Annotated in this window: 19 protein-coding genes and 1 pseudogene; 5 read left to right on the forward strand and 15 right to left on the reverse strand. The window is 66.1% G+C overall.

The features are described from left to right. Positions 1–473: pseudogene (locus AC1RUR_RS15280) on the forward strand (hypothetical protein); the annotation flags it as partial. Positions 474–753: 280 nt separating this feature from the next. Further along, positions 754–2,442, forward strand: a complete 1,689-nt coding sequence (locus tag AC1RUR_RS15285) for a methyl-accepting chemotaxis protein (protein WP_492845301.1) — start codon at positions 754–756, stop codon at positions 2,440–2,442. Between the two features lie 3 nt (positions 2,443–2,445). On the opposite strand, the gene AC1RUR_RS15290 is transcribed toward AC1RUR_RS15285, so the two are convergent. From AC1RUR_RS15290 to ygfZ, 7 genes are all read right to left on the reverse strand, one after another. Continuing rightward, a complete protein-coding gene (locus tag AC1RUR_RS15290) occupies positions 2,446–5,145 on the reverse strand; it encodes a DUF2339 domain-containing protein (RefSeq protein ID WP_492845303.1) in 2,700 nt (899 codons plus the stop codon). A 50-nt stretch (positions 5,146–5,195) separates the two neighbouring features. Further along, positions 5,196–6,164 carry an NUDIX hydrolase gene (locus tag AC1RUR_RS15295; protein ID WP_492845305.1) on the reverse strand — a complete coding sequence of 323 codons (969 nt, stop codon included), beginning with the start codon at positions 6,162–6,164 and terminating at the stop codon, positions 5,196–5,198. Positions 6,165–6,183: 19 nt separating this feature from the next. After that, on the reverse strand, positions 6,184–6,690 hold the full coding sequence (locus AC1RUR_RS15300; protein ID WP_492845307.1) for a tyrosine phosphatase family protein: 507 nt from the start codon (positions 6,688–6,690) through the stop codon (positions 6,184–6,186). A 70-nt stretch (positions 6,691–6,760) separates the two neighbouring features. Further along, on the reverse strand, positions 6,761–6,934 hold the full coding sequence (locus tag AC1RUR_RS15305) for a hypothetical protein (RefSeq protein ID WP_492845309.1): 174 nt from the start codon (positions 6,932–6,934) through the stop codon (positions 6,761–6,763). A gap of 33 nt (positions 6,935–6,967) precedes the next feature. Beyond that, positions 6,968–7,582 (reverse strand): YfbR-like 5'-deoxynucleotidase, encoded by a 615-nt coding sequence (locus AC1RUR_RS15310; protein WP_492845311.1) that lies wholly within the window; start codon positions 7,580–7,582, stop codon positions 6,968–6,970. Beyond that, entirely contained in the window at positions 7,579–8,205 is a 627-nt protein-coding gene (locus AC1RUR_RS15315; RefSeq protein ID WP_492845313.1) for a DNA-3-methyladenine glycosylase I, read from the reverse strand. The genes AC1RUR_RS15310 and AC1RUR_RS15315 overlap by 4 nt, the downstream gene beginning before the upstream one ends. Further along, complete coding sequence (ygfZ, locus tag AC1RUR_RS15320; RefSeq protein WP_492845316.1) at positions 8,202–9,077, reverse strand: CAF17-like 4Fe-4S cluster assembly/insertion protein YgfZ; 876 nt, start codon at positions 9,075–9,077, stop codon at positions 8,202–8,204. The genes AC1RUR_RS15315 and ygfZ overlap by 4 nt, the downstream gene beginning before the upstream one ends. 101 nt (positions 9,078–9,178) lie before the next feature. Here ygfZ and AC1RUR_RS15325 point away from each other — a divergent pair, with 101 nt between their 5' ends. Continuing rightward, positions 9,179–10,513, forward strand: coding sequence for a dihydroorotase (locus AC1RUR_RS15325; protein WP_492845317.1), 1,335 nt, complete (start codon positions 9,179–9,181; stop codon positions 10,511–10,513). Positions 10,514–10,707: 194 nt separating this feature from the next. After that, positions 10,708–11,577, forward strand: a complete 870-nt coding sequence (locus AC1RUR_RS15330; RefSeq protein WP_492845319.1) for a sulfurtransferase — start codon at positions 10,708–10,710, stop codon at positions 11,575–11,577. Positions 11,578–11,652: 75 nt separating this feature from the next. Here the strand turns inward: AC1RUR_RS15330 and AC1RUR_RS15335 are convergent, their stop codons facing one another. The 5 genes from AC1RUR_RS15335 to AC1RUR_RS15355 form a co-directional block, all read right to left on the reverse strand. After that, on the reverse strand, positions 11,653–12,453 hold the full coding sequence (locus tag AC1RUR_RS15335; RefSeq protein ID WP_492845322.1) for a toll/interleukin-1 receptor domain-containing protein: 801 nt from the start codon (positions 12,451–12,453) through the stop codon (positions 11,653–11,655). A gap of 326 nt (positions 12,454–12,779) precedes the next feature. Then, positions 12,780–13,046, reverse strand: coding sequence for a hypothetical protein (locus tag AC1RUR_RS15340; protein ID WP_200453665.1), 267 nt, complete (start codon positions 13,044–13,046; stop codon positions 12,780–12,782). Positions 13,047–13,256: 210 nt separating this feature from the next. After that, the gene (locus AC1RUR_RS15345; protein WP_270167908.1) at positions 13,257–13,634 is read right to left on the reverse strand and encodes a TIGR02301 family protein; all 378 of its coding nucleotides are present in this window, start codon (positions 13,632–13,634) and stop codon (positions 13,257–13,259) included. Between the two features lie 46 nt (positions 13,635–13,680). Then, positions 13,681–14,115: an NUDIX hydrolase gene (locus tag AC1RUR_RS15350; RefSeq protein ID WP_492845325.1), complete on the reverse strand. Its 435-nt coding sequence runs from the start codon at positions 14,113–14,115 to the stop codon at positions 13,681–13,683. 19 nt (positions 14,116–14,134) lie between these two features. Then, on the reverse strand, positions 14,135–14,635 hold the full coding sequence (locus AC1RUR_RS15355) for a hypothetical protein (protein WP_492845327.1): 501 nt from the start codon (positions 14,633–14,635) through the stop codon (positions 14,135–14,137). Positions 14,636–14,698: 63 nt separating this feature from the next. Between AC1RUR_RS15355 and AC1RUR_RS15360 the strand changes: the two genes are divergently transcribed. Further along, on the forward strand, positions 14,699–15,460 hold the full coding sequence (locus AC1RUR_RS15360; protein WP_492845329.1) for an SOS response-associated peptidase: 762 nt from the start codon (positions 14,699–14,701) through the stop codon (positions 15,458–15,460). A gap of 162 nt (positions 15,461–15,622) precedes the next feature. Here AC1RUR_RS15360 and AC1RUR_RS15365 read toward each other — a convergent pair whose 3' ends face one another. The 3 genes from AC1RUR_RS15365 to AC1RUR_RS15375 form a co-directional block, all read right to left on the reverse strand. Beyond that, on the reverse strand, positions 15,623–16,816 hold the full coding sequence (locus AC1RUR_RS15365; protein WP_492845331.1) for a CaiB/BaiF CoA transferase family protein: 1,194 nt from the start codon (positions 16,814–16,816) through the stop codon (positions 15,623–15,625). Between the two features lie 36 nt (positions 16,817–16,852). Next, on the reverse strand, positions 16,853–17,782 hold the full coding sequence (locus tag AC1RUR_RS15370) for a glycine reductase (protein ID WP_492845333.1): 930 nt from the start codon (positions 17,780–17,782) through the stop codon (positions 16,853–16,855). Positions 17,783–18,058: 276 nt separating this feature from the next. Further along, positions 18,059–18,640: a GDP-mannose pyrophosphatase gene (locus tag AC1RUR_RS15375; protein ID WP_492845335.1), complete on the reverse strand. Its 582-nt coding sequence runs from the start codon at positions 18,638–18,640 to the stop codon at positions 18,059–18,061. Between the last annotated feature and the right edge of the window lie 6 nt (positions 18,641–18,646).

Consider the following 18,646-nt stretch of genomic DNA (forward strand, 5'->3'; position numbering starts at 1 on the left):
GCCGCGCAGATGCTGTCCGGCGACAGCAGCCGCCTCAAGCTCGAGGTCGGCAAGTTTCTCGACACCGTACGCGCGGCCTGACGGCGGCCATACTCACCGGTCATCCACTGCAACCGTCGCGCGAGAGCGCGCTCGCCGAGCAGAACGCGAAAGCCACGGGTGAGATCGGCCGACACATCGGCGCGATCAAGGAGATCGGCGACACCATCGCGCGGATGTCGGAGATCTCGTCGACCATCGCAGCCGCGCTGGAGGAGCAGGGCGCCGCAACGCAGGAAATATCCCGCAACATCCAGCACGCCGCGCACGGCACTTCCGAAGCTTCGGCCAATAGCGGCGACGTCCAGCGCGGCGCCGGCGAGACCGGGGCCGCCTCGGCGCAGGTGCATTCGGCGGCACGGTCGCTGCCGCAGGAGGGCAACCGGCTGAAGAGCGAGGTCAGGCGCTTCCTGGAGTCGGTGCGGGCGGCGTGACGCCGTCGGCGACCTCGTTGGGGTGTTGCGAAGCATCAACGGCGTCGCAGCACGGGATATCGGCGCGGGCGCAACAGATGGTTGCAGGGAAAATGACGGCGCGGCGGCGGTTCCGTAATTTTACGTAGGTTCCTGTTAACGGCTGTTTGCAATTATAGGTGCAATCTTACGGGATAAGAACCAGCCAGCATTGATGAACTGCCCTCCGCCCTGTCGTCCGTTGCGACGATTGTGGTGCAGGTGATTTGTGTGTTGCCAGGGATCATCGGGATTTGTCGTGATGTCGAAGTTGTCGATCGTTTTCAAGCTTTTGACCGTGTTGTCGGTGCTCGTGCTGTCGCTCGCCGGCGTCGGCGTGACCGCGATCGGCACCATGCAGAACATCAACGCTCATACCGTCGAGATCGCGGAGAGCTGGCTGCCGAGCGTGCGTGCGCTCGGTTCGCTTCGCGCCGACATCAACGAGCTGCGCGTCGCGCTCCGTCTGCACCTGATGCAGGAAACCGCCGAGGGCAAGGAGGCGGCAGAGAAGCGCCTCGCCTCGCTGCGCGAGCGCATCGAGAAGACCCGCAAGGTATACGAACCTCTGATCACCGCCGCCGAAGAGCGTTCGCTCTACGAGCAGTGGACCAAGGCATGGGCCGAGTATTTGAACGGCGTGCAGGAGGTGATGGCGCTGTCGCGCAAGAGCATCGGCAAGTTCCCGGCCGACGCCAACGAGCTGTTGCAGACCAAGGTCGCGAAGATGGCCCAGGCGGCCGATCCGCTGCTGCAGAAGGGCATCGAGCTCAACAACCGCGGCGCCGAGCTTGAGACGAAGCAGGCGGCCGACAGCTACGCCACGATCTTCCGCGTGCTGGTCGGCATCATCGTCTTTTCGGTCGTGATCGCGATCGGTGCCGCCTATTATCTCGTGCGCGACGTCTCGCGCGGTATCGCCTCGATCATCCGTCCGATGCAGTCGCTCGGTGAGGGCGACCTTTCGGCCGAGGTGCCGCATCGCGGCGAGAAGACCGAGATCGGCTCGATGGCGGATGCACTCCAGATCTTCAAGGAAGCGCTGATCGCCAAGAAGGCCGCTGACAAGGCTGCTGCGGCCGACGCCGAGGCCAAGATCGAGCGCGGCCGCCGCGTCGATGCCATCACCCGCAAGTTCGAAGCCATGATCGGCGAAGTCGTCGGCACCGTCTCCTCGGCCTCGACCGAGCTCGAGGCGTCGGCATCGACGCTGACCAGCACCGCGCGGCGCGGCCAGGAGCTCGCGACCGTCGTTGCGGCAGCTTCCGAGGAAGCCTCCACCAACGTCCAGGCCGTGGCCTCCGCCTCGGAGGAGCTGTCGTCCTCCATCACCGAGATCAGCCGCCGCGTGCAGGATTCGGCACGGATGGCCGCGGAAGCCGTCGAGCAGGCGGCGCGGACCAACGAGCGCGTCAACGCGCTGTCGCAGGCCGCCTCCCGCATCGGCGACGTCGTCGAGCTCATCAACACGATCGCGGGCCAGACCAATCTCTTGGCGCTGAACGCGACCATCGAGGCGGCGCGCGCGGGCGAAGCCGGCCGCGGTTTCGCGGTCGTCGCGTCCGAAGTCAAGGCCCTGGCCGAGCAGACCGCGAAGGCGACCGGCGAGATCGGAGCGCAGGTGTCCGGCATCCAGGCGGCGACGCAGGAATCCGTCAGCGCGATCCAGGAGATCGGCGGCACCATCGAGCGGCTGTCGGAAGTGTCCGCGGCGATTGCTGCGGCCGTCGAGGAGCAGGGCGCGGCCACGCAGGAAATCTCGCGCAACGTCCAGCAGGCCTCGGTCGGCACGCAGGAGGTTTCGGCTAATATCACCGACGTGCAGCGCGGTGCGATCGAGACCGGCGAGGCTTCGACCGAGGTGCTGTCGGCGGCGAAATCGCTGGCGACCGACAGCACGCGCCTCAAGGTCGAGGTCGCGCAGTTCCTGGATTCGGTCCGCGCGGCCTGATCCTCAACTTCCCGTCTGTGGAGCCGGCGGCAGAGCCTGGCGCCGGAACAGGATGCGCTGGTAGAGCCAGCCGATCGCCACCAGCACGACACCGAGGCACATGAACGACAGCGCGCGGTAGACGCCCGTCAGCGTCGACATGTCGATGACGAAGGCCTTCAGGATCGTCAGTGCGATGACGGCGGCAGATGCCAGCCGCGCGCGCTCCGAGTTGACGAGAATGCCGACACCGAGCAGCACCACGCCGAAGCCGAGCCAGCCGATCGAATAGGTGTATTGCTCCGCGCCCGTCGTCGGTCCGGTGGAGAGGATCGGGCCGTGATAGAAGCGGCGGATCTCCAGCGTGACATAGGCGAGCGCGAACACGAGCGCGCCGCCCGCGATGGTGTTGGCGTAGGCCTTGCCGCGCGCGCCGACCACCGCATAGGAGAGCAGCAGCATCAGCACCGCCGGCAGCGCATAGCCGAGCAGCAGCAGGTTGAACACGGCGCCGCCGACGTCAACGTGCCAGATCAGCGGGTTCTCGAGGATCAGCAGGCCGAACACGCTGATGAGGCCCGCGATTGCGGTGAGCACGACCGCGCCGACATTGTGCACGATGCTGTGGCTGCGCAGCCGCAAGCGCTCGAGCCCGATCGCCATCGCAAGCGCAATGCAGACCTGAAGTGCGCATTCGAGCAGTGACGGCGGCGACGTCATCTGGCCACCGGTGGCGAAATGGCGGATCTCCGTGAAGGCGAGCAGCGCCGTGAACAGGATTGCGGCGGCCTCGACCACGCGCAGCGGCGGATCGTCGGCGCGTCGGCGCAGGAAGACGCTCGCGCCCCAGAACGAGGCGGCCGGCAGGCCGTAGCCCCACAGCAGCCAGTTGAAGATCGGGGTCGTGCCGACGGCATCGCCGACGATGCGGGGATCATAGGCGATACGGGCGGTGACGATCGCGGCGAAGATGGCCGCGAGCCGGCGCAGGACCGGGATCGGCCGCTGCAACGAGATCCAGGCGGTGCCGAGCGACATCAGCGCCAGCGCGATGGTGAGCCAGCCCTTTTCCAGCGCAAAAGTCAGTGCCAGCGCCAGCGCACCGAGCGTGCCGGTCGCGAACAGTGCGGTGGAGGTCGCCAGTCCAGGCCGATCTTCGCGGCGGTTAAGCGCCTCGGTTGCGGCGCCAAAGGCCGCGGCAAGCAGCACCGCGAGGATCGCGAACGGGATCGAGCGGTCGAGATGGGCGATGCGCGCATAGAGCGCAACCAGGATTGCGATCGGCGTCGCGACCGCCGCCGCCGACCACACCACCGGAATGATCGCCGAGTTGGACCGGCCCTGCGCGAGGAAGCCCGCGACGCCGAAGCCGGCGGCGAAGATCGCGGCCATCACCAGATGCAGCGTGACCGCACTATCGGTCGCGACCGGTCCCACGCCGGGCAGCGGCCCGCCCGGCAGCACCAGCATGTCAGGATTGGCGCGCACCGCCCACTCGGCGAACACGATGAAGACGGTCGCTGCGGCCGCGCCCAGCGCACCGGTCGCCGCCGGCGCGCGCCAGGCGACGAACAGCGTCGCGCCGACCAGCAGGGTGAAGGCGATCAGCGCCAGATCGGCATGCGCGCTCGACAGCACGATCAGCATCGCGCCGAACAGATAGGCGCCGAGCGCGCCCGACGAGATCGGTTCGATCTCGCCGTCCTCGATGGTGGGGCCGAACATGAAGCCGCAGACGACGAGCAGCGCGGCGAGCACGAAGCCTGCGATCACATGGAAGGCGTGCGGCGCGACCTGCAAGTCGCTGGCGTCGAGACCCGGGAAGATCCAGAGCACGGCGAAGGCGATCGTCGTCACCGCAAGCCAGCGCCACAGCCGGATGCGGGCAAGGCCGAAGCTCGCGGCGGTGACGATCGCCAGATAAATGTAGAGCGCCCAATAGTCCGGCTTGCCGCTGGAGACGAGGACCGGCGTCACGAACGCGCCGACCACGCCGAGACCGGCAAGCGCGGGCCCGTGCAGCAGCGCTGCGGCCAGCGTGCCGAGCGCGACGAGACCGAGCAGCACGAAGGCGGTCGCAGGCACGAGGAAGCCGTAGAGCGCATAGGCCGCATAGATGGTCGCGAACGCCACCGCCGTGCCGGCCGCGGTGAGGATCGCGGGAATGTTGGCGATCGGCAGCGCCGCGATGTTGGAGATGCTCTCCTTGCGTCGCGACCATTCGCCGGCAGCCAGGAGAGCCAGTGCGAAAAGCCCGCCGAGGAACACGCGCACGCCGGGGCCGAGGAGGCCGGCCTCGATCGAATAGCGCACCATGAAGAAGCCGCCGAGCGCGAGCGCAAGGCCGCCGATCCACACCACCCAGCGGGTGCCGAGGCGCTCTTCGAAGCCGGGCGCCGCAGCCGGTACCGGCGGCGGTGCGCTGGTCCCGGGACTCGCTTCGAGCGGCGGCGGCGAGATCTCTTCGGTGACGGGCGGAGGCGGCGCTGGTGCGGCTTCGGGTGCGAGCGGCGGCGGTTCGACGGCGGTTGTTGCGGGCGCTTCAGCCTGCACTTGCGCGGGCATCAGCGGTGGTGGCTGCACGCGCCGCTGCGCTGAAAACATCTCTTCGAGCGAGGCTAGCTGGCGGCGCAGCTCGGCCGCCTGGCTGGACGCCTTGATGGCGATTATGAAGGCGATGACCGCAATGATCAGCGCAAAGACGTCAAACGGGCCGTCGAACATGAAGCCTCCAGGCAACCGGCGGGCAGGGGCCGATCGCGCAAATCTTGGGTCTAGCGCCGGGAGCGCATGCGCAAGCCCGGTGCGGGCCGCTCCTGGAGCACGTCGCGGCGGAAGCGGTAGAGCGCCGCCGGCCGTCCGCCGGTCTGTGTCGACATCACCCCGGTCGGTTCGACCAGAGCTTCCATTTCGACCAGGCGGCGGAAATTCTGTTTGTGCAGGTGCCGGCCGGAGATCGCCTCCACCGTGTGCTGCAACTCAGTGAGTGTGAACTCCGCGGGCAAAAGTTCAAACACCACAGGACGATACTTCAGTTTTGCGCGCAGCCGCGCGATCGCGGTGGCGAGTATCCGGCGATGATCGAACCGCATGGAGGTGCCGAGCGCGGGAAGCGTGTTGCGCGCTAATGCCGCAGGACGGCCGTCGCGCCGCGCCTCCTCGATCAGCCCGGCCTCATAGAGCAGCTCGTAGCGGTCGAGCACGCGCTCCTCGTCCCAGGGCGCACCGTCGAGGCCGAAATAGAACCGCACGCGATCCCGGCGCGGCAGCGCGCGGGTCGTCTCAGGCGTCTCCTGCTCGGCCCAATCGGTCAGCGCCGGAATGATATCGCGGGCGATGATCGCGGGCGGCGCCTCGCGCCAGTCTTCCCAGGGCAGGAAGCGATACCACGGCTCGAAGCTCGCGCCGGTTGCCGCGAGCTCGCCGTCGACGGCGCGTGTCAGTGCGAGATAGCCGATCGACACCATATGCGCGCCGGTGTCGCCGGCCTCGGCATGGCGGCCGCGATCGCCGAACGTGTAGAGCTGCTCGACATAGCCGAGCCGCAGTCCCGCCTGTTCCTCGACCCAGGCGCGCAGGCCGATCTCGAAGGTGCGATGGCTCAGCGCGTCGAACGGGCCGAACGGCAGGCCGGCCAGCCCGTCACTGCCGCGTGCGGTGAGGATCAGCGGCTCATGGTCCTCGATCGCGACGATCGCGGCAGTCAGGCCGATTTCGATCGGCGTCAGCAGCTTGTCGCTCATGCGGGCGATGTCGTGGGTGTCATTCGAGCTCGATCACGAAGGGGCGACCCTCGACCATCATCGCGCCCGGACCCATCTCGTCGAGCGCGCGCAGCATGCGGCCCTCGCGCCCCAGCGCGCGGTCGGCGAGGCCGACGATGCGCCGGTTCGGGGAAGCGATCGGCGAGGCGGCGCGGATCTTCTTCGCGATCTCGATCTCGTCGCGATGCGGATTGAGGGCGCAGGCGGCGGCGAACGCGCTCGCGGTGGAGCGGCTGATGCCGGCATAGCAATGCACCACCAGCGGCGCGCTGCGGTCCCAGCCGCGCACGAAATTCAGCACCTGGTCGATATGAGCCTCGGATGGCGCGGTGAAGCCGTCCATCTCCTCGGTGATGTCGTCCATCGACACCTTGAGATGATTGGCCGGCAACACCGACACCGGCCGCACCACCTGATCGACATTGGCCATCACGGTCAGCACATGGCTGGCCCCGGTCAGGCGGACGGTTTCGGGAAGGGCGGCGAGGGAACAGACGTGGATCATGGGGGACCTTTTTGGTCAGTATAGCCGCCGCCGTAGGGTGGGCAAAGGCGCAACGCGCCGTGGCAATGGCTCAGCTTGAAGTTCGGACGACGCTCCAGCCGGCTCGACGAAGTTCCTGGAGAACGCACCAAGCCATGTAATCGTCGGCCGCAACAGGCTGCCCCGGCTTCGGGTTGCGGCGAGCCACATCGATTCCATGCTCAATGACCGCAAGGATCGGCTCATAGTCAGCGTAGTCGGTCATGCTGATACCTGCTTCCTGTCAAGGACCGGTAGGCTACGCAAACACCACGCCAAACCGCTCCAAAAACTGCTTCTCCGCCCGCGCCGCCGTCCAGGGCGTCAGATAATCGCGCCGGACGCTGTCGGAGAGGCCGGGATCCCGGCCGAACAGGCGCTTGGCCTCGGCATCGCTGAAGCCGGCGAGCTCGGTGGCCTCGAGGTACGCCGCGCCGCGATCGGCGGCCTTGATGGCCAGTGTGATCTCGTCCGGCAGCACCGGCGGCAGGCCGAAGCGGATGTGGATGGCACCGAGCAGGCGCTTCTCGACCGCCTTGTAATGGCCGTCGAGCACGGCCTTGAACGGCGAGATCATGTCGCCGATCACATATTCGGGCGCATCGTGCAGCAGCGCTGCGAGCCGCACGCGCTGGTCGACGCGCGGCGCCTCGTGCCGCATCACGGTCTCCACCAGCAGCGTGTGCTGCGCGACCGAGAAGATGTGCGCACCTGTGGTCTGCCCGTTCCAGCGCGCCACACGCGCCAGCCCATGCGCGATGTCGGCGATCTCGATATCGAGCGGAGAGGGGTCGAGCAGATCGAGCCGCCGGCCCGACAGCATGCGCTGCCAGGCGCGGGATTCCGCGCCACGCGCGGTCTTCTTTGCGCTCATTTGAGCTTGAGGCGCGCTTTGCGCTGCGTCTTGCCGCAGCTCGCGTGGCAATGGCAGTCGACGAGATGGTCGTTGACCATGCCGGTCGCCTGCATGAAGGCATAGACGATGGTCGGGCCGACGAACTTGAAGCCGCGCGAGGACAGGTCCTTGGAGATCTGCACCGACAGCGGCGTCGAGGCCGGCACGCTGGCGGTGGTCTTGAAATTGTTGACCTTGGGCTTCCCGCCCATGAAGTCCCACAGCAGTTTTGAGAAGCCCGGGCCCTTCTCCATGATGTCGAGATAGGACTTCGCGCTCAGGATCGCGCCGTCGATCTTGGCGCGGTTGCGCACGATGCCGGCGTCGTTCATCAGCGCGTGAACTTTCTTTTCCGTGTAGCGCGCGATCTTCTCCGGCTGGAAATCGTCGAAGGCTTTGCGGAAATTGTCGCGCTTGCGCAGGATCGTGATCCAGGACAGGCCGGCCTGGAAACCGTCGAGGATCAGCTTCTCGTAGAGCGCGCGGTCGTCATATTCCGGCACGCCCCATTCGGTGTCGTGATAGGCGACATAGAGCGGATCCTCGCCAGGCCAGGGGCAGCGCGTCTTTCCGTCGGGATGCAGGCGAGGGGCACGGCTCATGCGATGGGTTGCTTCGTTGGAATGCGCACGACCTCGGGTTCCGCAAGCGTCAGTGCAAGCCCACCGGCGGTGAGCGGCTGGCCGGCATCGAGCGCGTCGGCGACACGATCGATACGCACCAGCGCGATGCCCTTTCCTTTCGCCGACGAGCCCATCGTGCCGACGGACTTGTCGCCGGCCATGACACTGACGCCGGCTTCCGGCGAGAGGTCGTCGAGCAGCACCTTCACGCTGCGGGTGCGCGCGGTGCCGCGATGTTGCATCCGCGAGACGACCTCCTGGCCGACATAGCAGCCTTTGTCGAAGTCGACGCCGGCGAAGCGATCCATGTTGGTCTCGTGCGGGAATGCGTCGCTGTACATGAAATCGAGCCCGCCGCGCGGCACGCCGAGCGCGATGCGGTGGGCCTCATATTCGGCGGCATCGACCAGCTCGGCGCCGATGAGATCGGACAGCTTCTGCTTGAGATCTTCGGGGATCAGGATGCGATAGCCGAGTTCGCCATGGCGCGGATCAGCGAAGGCAAGGTCCGGTTGCGCCGCAAGCTGGCCGTCCCAGGCGGCGAGCACGCCGAGATCGAGGTTTTCCACCGTAACCTTGGCGCGCAGCTTGTAGAATTTCAGCTTGGTGGCGAGGCCATCGGCCAGCGCTTTCGGGCAATCGATCAGGAACCCGCCGCCATGGCCGGCCGGCACCTCCGTGATCAGGAAATCGACGATGATCTTGCCCTGCGGTGTCAGCAGCGCGCCGAATCGCCCCAGGCCCGGCTTGAGCCTGTCGAGGTCGGTCGTGACGAGGCCGTTGAGGAAGTTGCGCGCATCCTCGCCCGCGACCTTGACCACGCTCCGGTCGGGAAGAAACGCTGATTTCATGCGAAAATCTCTTGCGACATGTTGCTCCGGAACGTAAGCCCGCGGGGATTAAACGACAAGACCTCGAGCCCTGCGCTTGGGGACGAGAGAGGCCTCCAGCCATGACCCAGCGTTTCGATGTGATCCTCAAAGGCGGCACCGTCGTCAACCAGGACGGCGAGGGCGTTCGCGATATCGGCATCGCGGGCGGCCGCATCGCCGAACTGGGCCCGCTGTCGCAGGCTTCCGCTGCCGAGGTGATCGACTGCAAGGGCCTCCACATCCTGCCCGGCGTGATGGACACGCAGGTGCATTTCCGTGAGCCGGGGCTGGAGCAGAAGGAAGACCTCGAGACCGGCTCGCGCAGCGCCGTGATGGGCGGCGTCACCGCCGTGTTCGAGATGCCGAACACATCGCCGCTCACCGTGACGGAGGCCACCTTCACCGACAAGGTGAAGCGCGCCCATCACCGCATGCATTGCGACTTTGCCTTCTTCATCGGCGGCACCCGCGAGAACGTGCAGGACCTGCCGGTGCTCGAGCGCGCGCCGGGCTGCGCCGGCGTCAAGGTGTTCATCGGCTCTTCGACCGGCGCCCTCCTGGTGGAGGATGACGAAAGCCTGCGCCGCATCTTCCAGGTGATCCGCCGCCGCGCCGCGTTCCACGCCGAGGACGAATACCGCCTCAACGAGCGCAAGCCGCTGCGCATCGAGGGCGATCCGCGCTCGCATCCGGTGTGGCGCGACGAGACCGCGGCGCTGATGGCGACGCAGCGGCTGGTCAAGCTCGCGCATGAGACCGGCAAGCGCATCCATGTGCTGCACATCTCGACCAAGGAAGAGATCGAGTTCTTGCGCGACCACAAGGATGTCGCCTCCTGCGAGGCGACGCCGCATCATCTCACGCTGGTCGCGCCCGAATGCTACGAACGGCTCGGCACGCTGGCGCAGATGAACCCGCCGGTACGCGGCGCCGACCACCGCGCCGGCATCTGGCGCGGCATCGAGCAGGGCATCATCGACGTGCTCGGGTCCGACCATGCCCCGCATACGCTGGAGGAGAAGCAGAAGACCTATCCGGCCTCGCCCTCCGGGATGACCGGCGTGCAGACGCTGGTGCCGCTGATGCTCGACCACGTCAACGCCGGCCGGTTGTCGCTGGCACGTTTCGTCGATCTCACCAGCGCCGGCCCCGCGCGTCTCTACAACATGGCCTGCAAGGGCCGCATCGCCGCGGGCTACGATGCCGACTTCACGGTCGTCGACTTGAAGCGCAGCGAGACCATCACCAACAAATGGGTCGCGTCCAAGGCCGGCTGGACGCCCTACGACGGCGTCCGCGTCACCGGCTGGCCCGTCGGCACCTTCATCCGCGGCCGCCGCGTGATGTGGCAGGGCGAGCTCGTGACGCCATCGCAGGGCGAGCCGGTGCGGTTTCTGGAGACGCTGAAGCAGTAAGTAATTTGCAGTTAGGCAGCACAAGCGCGCAGCAATACTCGATGTCGTCCCGGCGAAGGCCGGGACCCATACCGCGAGGTGTCTCGGTTGCGGAAAGTTGCAGTACCGAACGACTAGCCTCCGCCTAACTTCTCCCTGGGGTTATGGGTCCCGGCTTTCGCCAGGACGACATTGGGGAGACATGGGAGCGCACAATGACTACGCCAGAAGCCCTTATCACCACTGCGCAACTCGCCGCCATGCTCGGCGATCCCAACCTCCGTCTCTACGACTGCACGACCTACAACGAGCCGGTGCCGCCGGGCAGCGACGTGCCGTATCGCGCGGTGCCGGGCGACAAGACGTTCGCGGCGGGCCACATCCCCGGCGCCGATTTCCTCGATTTGCAGGGCGAGTTCTCGGATACCTCCGCACAGCAGTTCTTCATGATGCCCGGCGTGGCGCAACTCGAAGCCGCCTTCGGCCGCCACGGCGCCGACGCATCCAAGACCATCGTGCTCTACAGCATCGGCACGATGATGTGGTCGACGCGGTTCTGGTGGATGCTGCGTTCGCTCGGCGTCGATGCGCGGGTGCTCGACGGCGGCTTCGACAAATGGAAGCAAGAGGGACGGCCGGTCGAGACGGGCGCGCCGAAAGGCTATCCGGCCACGACCTTCAAGGCCACGCCGCGCGCGGGCTTCTTCGTCGACAAGACCGCCGTGATGGCGCGGATCGGCGATCCCTCGACGATCATCGTCAATGCGCTCGGGCCGCAGTTTCATCGCGGCCTCGAGCCGAGCCGCTACGGCCGGCCCGGCCGCGTTCCCGGCAGCGTCAACGTATCAGCCGCAACGCTCGTGAATGCCGACAAGACGCTGACGAGCCTTGCGGATGCCGAAGCAAAATTCACCGCGCAAGGCGTCACGCGCGACAAGAATGTGATCCTGTATTGCGGCGGCGGCATCTCGGCGACGATCGACCTGCTGCTGCTGACCCAGCTCGGCTACGACAGGCTGACGCTCTACGACGCCTCGATGGGCGAGTGGGCGAGGGATCCGGCGCTGCCGATCGAGACGGGATAGGGGCGGGCTCTACGACTCCCGCGCGCTGACGCGCGCGATCTCTGGGAAGATCGCTCGGCGCGTTTCCGCATCGTCCTAGTTCTGCCGGATCTGCTTGAGTGCCGCGTGAATACCGCGACTATACGAACGGCTGCGATAGTAGTGCATCAAGGCCTCGTAGAGACGCCAGGAGCCGGACCATTTTCCTCGGCCGTTGCCTTTTCCGCTGGCCCATATGTCGACGTCGCCATAGAGTTGGATGTCATCGCACAGAAACGCTCTATCCCGTGCGGTGGGTCGGTTCGATGCGCGCTTTGCCGTCCATTTGTTATCCTTGACCCCCTTATCCGGAATCTCGAACGCGACGCTTTCCGTTTCTTTGGGGACCTGCTCCAACCACATCTCCATACAGAGCTCAGGTGTTTTGCCCTTGGTCGCACGGATGGGCTCCCCATTCTCCTCCTGAAATTTGGCCATGAGCACGGGGGCAGATGATGCGCGGGCTCGTCCGATGGCGCGCGATTGGTCTTCAAGTGCCTTCTTGATCTTCTTGGCGACCTTGTCGGGATCTTCGTGCTTCACGGCCTGAAACGGTTGTAGCGGGGCCGGAATTGCCGTGCCGTCCGCGAGGATTGCAATCACCGGGATGCCGGCCCCTCTCGCAAGTGAATATTCGTAAGTGACCCATTCCGAACGTCTGCTGGCTTTGGTGACGAGAACAACGACACCACGCGAAGCGCGAATGCCATCTTCGATGGCGTCGAACCACTTCGCGCCCGGGCTGATGCTGCGCTCATCTCGCGATACCGGCAGCTTCAGGGCCTCCAGGCTGCGCTCAAGAGCGATAGCCCGCGTCTTGTCTTTCGAGGAATAGGACAAAAACAGGCGCTTGGTCATGGATCAGCCCGTCGAAAAGTAATCGATGAATGATCTGATGGTAGCGTGTGAAAATTGGTTCAGCCAGAGGAAGCATGCATCGTCGGATGCGCTGGATCCACGATGGTCGAAGTCAATCCAGCATGAAGGCGACGCTCAGGTCGAGCTGTCAGGGGGCGCGCCTTCCAGATCGCGGCGGGAACTTCTCCCGGGCGCCGCGAGACTAATGCTTGTCCGCCGAAAGCGGCTTCCGTGCGATAAGCGCGGCAGACTTCGCGAAGCCTTTCGCCAAGTCATTCATCCGTTGACTGGCCCCGCCCGTGTGGCGGGGTCATTTTCGTGAGGGCTCACTGCCGCGCGAGCGTGACCGAGAATTCGCCGTTGCGGATCCGGCCCGGAAAGCCCTCGACGAACTTCGCGACCGCGTCCTCGCCATAGGTGCCGACGAGCTCGGCGAAGGCCGCAAACAGGCTCGCCTGCGCCAGGCAGTCGCCGTCGACGCCGTCATGGCGCGCTTCGGCCCAGGCCTCGTTGAGATAGCTCAGTGCGGCCTGTTTCTGCTCGTGATCGGGCAGCGGCGCGCGGGCGGGGGCGTAGGAAATCGGCTGGCTCATGAAACTCGATCAGGGCTGGGGCGCGATCCACGGCGATGCGCTGTGCGAGAGGTGTAGCACGCACGTTAACGACCGCTAGGCCACATCTTTAAGAACGGTTAATGGCTGTGAACAAAGACGATGACAGGGTTCCAATCGCGCGTTCACGTCGACCTTCGCTGTCATTCCCGGGCTCGCACCTTCGTCGCGCCCCGGAATGACGGAGAGAGTTCAGTTCGCGTAACGCGCCGTGAGATCCCGCGAGATCTTCGAGCCTTCCTCGATGTAGCGGCGGATCGCGACGGTGGCAGCCGGGGTGCAGCTCCGATAGGTCTGCTGGAAACCGTTATAGCCGCGGTTGAAGCCGGCGATCATGCGGGTGCGGCGTTCGCCCGAGGGGGTTTCGGCATCGATCAGCGCCTGCATCTCGCTGCGCCATTTGTTGCCCTCGTTCGCCCCGCAGATGCCGCGCAGATAGTGCAGGCCGCCGAGGATCTCGGCCAGCCGCTGCAAATCGGCGTCAAACGGCGCCGCCACGTCCTGGGCCCTCGTGGGCACGGAAGCGCAGGCGAGGATCAGGGCAAAAATGGCCAGAAATCGCGTGGACATCGGCGGGGTGTATGCCCCCTCGGGGCTGGTGACGCAAGGCGGGTGGTCAGGGGCCGATCAGCCGCGCTGCGGACTGGATGACCTCCTCCAGCCCCCCGGTCAGCTTGAGGCCGTCCAGGCTCCCCAGGGCGTCCGGGGAGATCCAGCGATAGTCGTCGAGCTCGTCGTTCAGGGCCGGTTCCTTGGCCACCCAGCGGGCGGCAAAGGACATGATCAGGTAATGGCCGGCGCCGGGCGTGGCCGGCAGCACCTCGCGCCAGCCGGCCAGGCCGATGATCGCGATCGTGAGCCCGGTTTCCTCGTCCACCTCGCGGCCCAGGGCCTGGTGCAGCGATTCGCCGAACTCGACCCGGCCGCCCGGCAGCGAATAAAAGCCCTTGGCGGGGGAGCGGGCGCGGCGGGTCAGGAGCACCTTGCCGTCGCGGAAAATCGCGGCACTGACCGCAAGCTGGGGATGGCTGGGCTGGACGACCGCGGACATTTTCGTAAAGGACCTGGTTCTAGTTCGCCATGATGGTGTCGACGTCGGCTTCCGCGCCGCCATTGATGATGCCGCCGCAGGCCGCGATCAGCGGCTTGACCCAGAGTGTGGCCTGTTCGGCGAGGCGGACGCGGGTCGTGTCCTTCTCGACCTCGCGCATGGCCGAGCCGACCGCGGTCAGGATCGAGGTCATCGTGTCGGTGATATGGTCGAACTGGGCGCGCAAATTGGGATCGGCCTTCTCATAGGCCTCGATGGCCAGATCCCGTGCCTTGAAATTGGACGCGGTGAAATGCTCGGCATAGGACAGCGGCGACCAGGTCAGAAAGTCTTCGGCGCATTCCGGCATGTCCGGGACCATTTCGAGCAGCATCACGGCTTCATTGAAATGGTTGAGATAGTCAGTGGCAAGCCCGGTCCGCGGGTTGATGTTGGCCACGCGCAGCCGTTCGGCCCAGGCCGCAGCCTCGGGGCCCGTCTGTACATGCGCCCGCGCGGGTTGGGAGGCCATTGAGCTCATCCGCCGCAGTGTTAACGTTCGGGGTTAAAAGGACCTGAACGGACCCTATATAGACGCCCCAGGATGTGTGGACGCTTCGTCATAACTTCGGCCCCCGCGGCTTTGCGGCAACTGTTCGGCTATGTCGAGCAGCCGAATTTCCCGCCCCGGTACAATGTCGCGCCGACGCAACCGATTCCGGTCGTGCTGATCAAGAATGGCGCCCGCCATTTCCGGCTGATGCGCTGGGGGCTGCTGCCGGGCTGGGTCAAGGACCCCAAAGGCTTTACGTTGCTGATCAACGCGCGCTCCGAGACGGTGCTGGAGAAGCCCGCGTTCAAACGTGCGATTCGGCGGCGGCGCGGTCTGATCCCGGCCGACGGATATTACGAGTGGAAGGCGGTGGATGGCCGCAAGCAGCCGTTCTTCATCCATCGCGCCGACGGCGGGCCGGTCGGCTTTGCCGCATTGTTCGAGACCTGGGTCGGGCCGAACGGCGAGGAGCTCGACACGGTCGCGATCGTCACGGCAGCGGCGGGCGAGGACCTCGCGAGCTTGCATGACCGCGTGCCCGTCACCATCAGCCCGCGCGATTTCGAGCGTTGGCTCGATATCAAGGGCGACGAGATCGATGCGATCCTGCCGCTGATGACCGCCCCGCGCATCGGCGAGTTCGCCTGGCATCCCGTTTCCACCCGCGTCAACCGCGTTGCCAATGACGACGAGCAGCTGCTGTTGCCGATCAGCGCGGAGGAGATGGAGGCGGACGTGGAGGCGTCGAAGCCGAAGAAAGTGGTGCGGAAGGTTGCTGCGTCGTCAGATGATGGACAGGGCTCGTTGTTTTAGCTGCAGCCACAAAACACACTGTCGTCCCGGCGAAGGCCGGGACCCATACCCCCAGGGAGCAGTTGTGGTGCGAGCTGGTCGTGGGCAATCTTCGCCAAACTCAATTCGGTGGCTATGGGTCCCGGCCTTCGCCGGGTCGACACTGAATGTGTAGCGACAACTCTACACGACTTCCCTTGCCCGCAGCCCCGCGATCTCCGCCGCATCGAAGCCGAGCTCACCCAGCACCGCATCCGTATCCGTTCCCAGCTCCGGCGCCATGCGGTCCAGCCGGCCGCCGCCATGGGCGAGCTTGAAGCCGCTGCCGGCAAAGCGCAGGCGGCCGTAAGGCGTATCCAGTTCCTGGATGGCGCCTCGCGCGGCAATCTGCGGATGATCGATCACCTCCTCGACCTTCCAGATGCTGGCACAGGGCGCGCCCGCGTCTTCCAGAATGGTCTCCCATTCGCGTGCCGGCCTTGTCGCGAGCGCCGCCTCGATGATGGCGCGCAGTGCCGGCTCGTTCTCGTTGCGGGAAAACCAGTCGGCGAAGCGTGGATCGGAGAGCGTGTCCTCGCGGCCGAGCGCGCTCATCAGCGCGCGGTACTGCTTCTCGTTGTTGACGGCGAGCAGGATGTGACCGTCGCCGCATTTGAACAAATTCGCGGTGGTCCTGCGGCTCACCGCCTGGTTGCCCGACAGCTGCTGGCGATGGCCGGCGACCGACCAGTCCGCGATCTGCCCCGAGAGGAACGCCATCGTCGCCTCCAGCATGGAGACGTCGACGAACTGCCCCTTGCCGGTGCGGTCGCGCTGATACAGCGCGCTCGACACGCCGAACGCCGCCGTGGCGCCCGACAGCACGTCGCAGACCGCAAAGCCGGCGCGCGTCGGGCCCGTCTCGGGGTGGCCGGTGATGGCCATGATGCCCGACAGCGCCTGCATCTTGCCGTCATAACCGGGCCGCAAGCGATCCGGGCCGGTCTGGCCGAAGCCTGATACCGCGCAATAGATCAGCTTTGGATTGATCGCCGACAGCGCCTCATAGCCGATGCCGAGCTTGTCCATCACGCCCGGGCGAAAGTTCTCCATGACGACGTCGACTTGCGCGGCGAGCTTCTTCACGATCGCGATCGCGTCTGGCTTTTGCAGATCGAGCGTCAGGCTGCGCTTGTTGCCGTTGATGGCCTGGAACGCCGGCGCCAGCCCGCGCTCGGCCCATTCGCGGCTGAGCGGTGTGCGGCGCATGTCCTCGCCCTCGCGCCGTTCCACCTTGATGACGTCGGCCCCGAGCAGCGCGAGCTGGTAGCTCGCATAGGGGCCGGCCAGCACTTGCGTGAAATCCAGGATCTTCACGCCCTCGAACGGTCGCGTCACGTCGCTCTCCCCGATGATTGTTGTTGCTGGAGGACGTCAGGCGGCGCGGTTGCCGCGCGCGATCTCCTTCTGCTTGTCGAATTCGGCGCGGCGGCGCGCCAGCTCTTCGGCTGAGAGCTGCGCGACGTTGTTGTAGTCGAGCTTCCAGGAGGCGTCCTCGCTCCAGCGCAGCGGCGACTGCATCGTCGTCTGCGGGCCGCTCGCCGTCTCCAGCAGTTTGAGCGCGAGCTCCAGCGTCTGCGCCTGCGAGGTGACGTCGTGCGGCTTGCCGGCGGAGTTGCCGAGCGGGAAGTCGGAAAACAGGAAGCGCGGCACGGCGGCGTGCTCGATGATGTCCTTGGCGCAGCCCATGATCACGGTCGGAATGCCGTTCCGCTCCAGATGCCGCGCCACCAGCGCGGTGGTCTGGTGGCAGACCGGGCAGTTCGGCACCAGCACGGCGGCATCGACCTTGTCGGCAAGGCAGCGCGCCAGAATCTCCGGCGCGTCGGTGTCCAGCGTGACGCGATGGCTGCGGTTGGTCGGCGCGCCGAAGAAGCGCGGGGCAACCTCGCCGATCCGGCCCGCGGCAGACGCCTTCAAGAGCTGCGGCAGCGGAAACCAGGTTCCGTTGTCGGTGGCCGTGGTGTGCTTGCGGTCGTAGCCGATGTGGGAGATGCGAAGGTCGTGCGCTTTCGAGGTGTCGCCGTCATAGACCTGGTAGAACTTCGCGCCGCCATTATACGCCGCGCCCGGCCCCTGGTCGCCCTTGGTGGGATCGTACGGCGCGGCCGTGGTGATGATCGTCACGCGCGATTGGGCCAACGGCTTCTTCAGCGGCTGGAACGGCGCCTCGACATGGTGCGCCCAGCGATACGGCGTGGTGTAGCCGATCGCGGCGTAATAGTCGCGCGTGCGCTGCATATAGGGGACGGGAGAGTCATGGTCGGGCGCAAAGCCGAATTCGTCGTCGCGCGAAGCGGACATGGGGCGCGTCTCCTGGTTCTTGGTTGGGACCAGACTAGAGATAGTCGGGGGTGAGCTCAACGGGGGAGGGGCGGCGCAGGTCAGAATTGCAGATGGGAGGGTGCGGCTTCCCCTCTCCCCTTGTGGGAGAGGGTGGCTCGCCGCGAAGCGGCGAGACGGGTGAGGGGTTGTTTCCGCGAACTCAGCTGCTGCGATGCGCGCGGACGGAACCCCTCATCCGGCGCTTCGCGCCACCTTCTCCCACAAGGGGAGAAGGGAAGAAAGCAGCCTGCAAATTCACCTGAAAATATGCAGCGCCGCATATTGCAGCAGCATGATCGCCTTGGCGTCGATGATCCGGCCGTCGGCGATCATCGCCAGGGCCTCGTCGATGGAAAGCTCCAGCACCTCGATGTCCTCGCCCTCGTGCTCGAGGCCGCCGCCGGCGCTGACGCGCATCTCCGGCTCGTATTCGGCGACGAAGAAATGCAGCTTCTCGGTCACGGCGCCGGGACTCATGAAGGCCTCGAACACCTTGTGGACGTGGTGCAGGCGATAGCCGGTCTCCTCCTCGGCTTCGGCGCGGATGCGCACCTCCGGGGAGGCGTCGTCCAGCACGCCGGCGGCCGCCTCGATCAGCAGATCGTCGTAGCCGCGGAGGAACGCCGGCAGGCGGAACTGGCGCACCAGGATCACGGTGCGTCGCGCGCGATTATACGGCAGCACGGCGGCCGCGTTGTCGCGCTCATAGGTCTCGCGGTGCTGCGTCTGCCACTCGCCGCTGGCGCGCAGGTAGTCGAACGTGGTGTTCTTCAGCGTGGTCCAGTTGTTCGAGAGCACGCGGACGTCCTTGATGCGGACGCGATCGGAAATGGTCATTGATGT

This window comes from Bradyrhizobium sp. GW821-FHT12B03, from assembly GCF_058807535.1.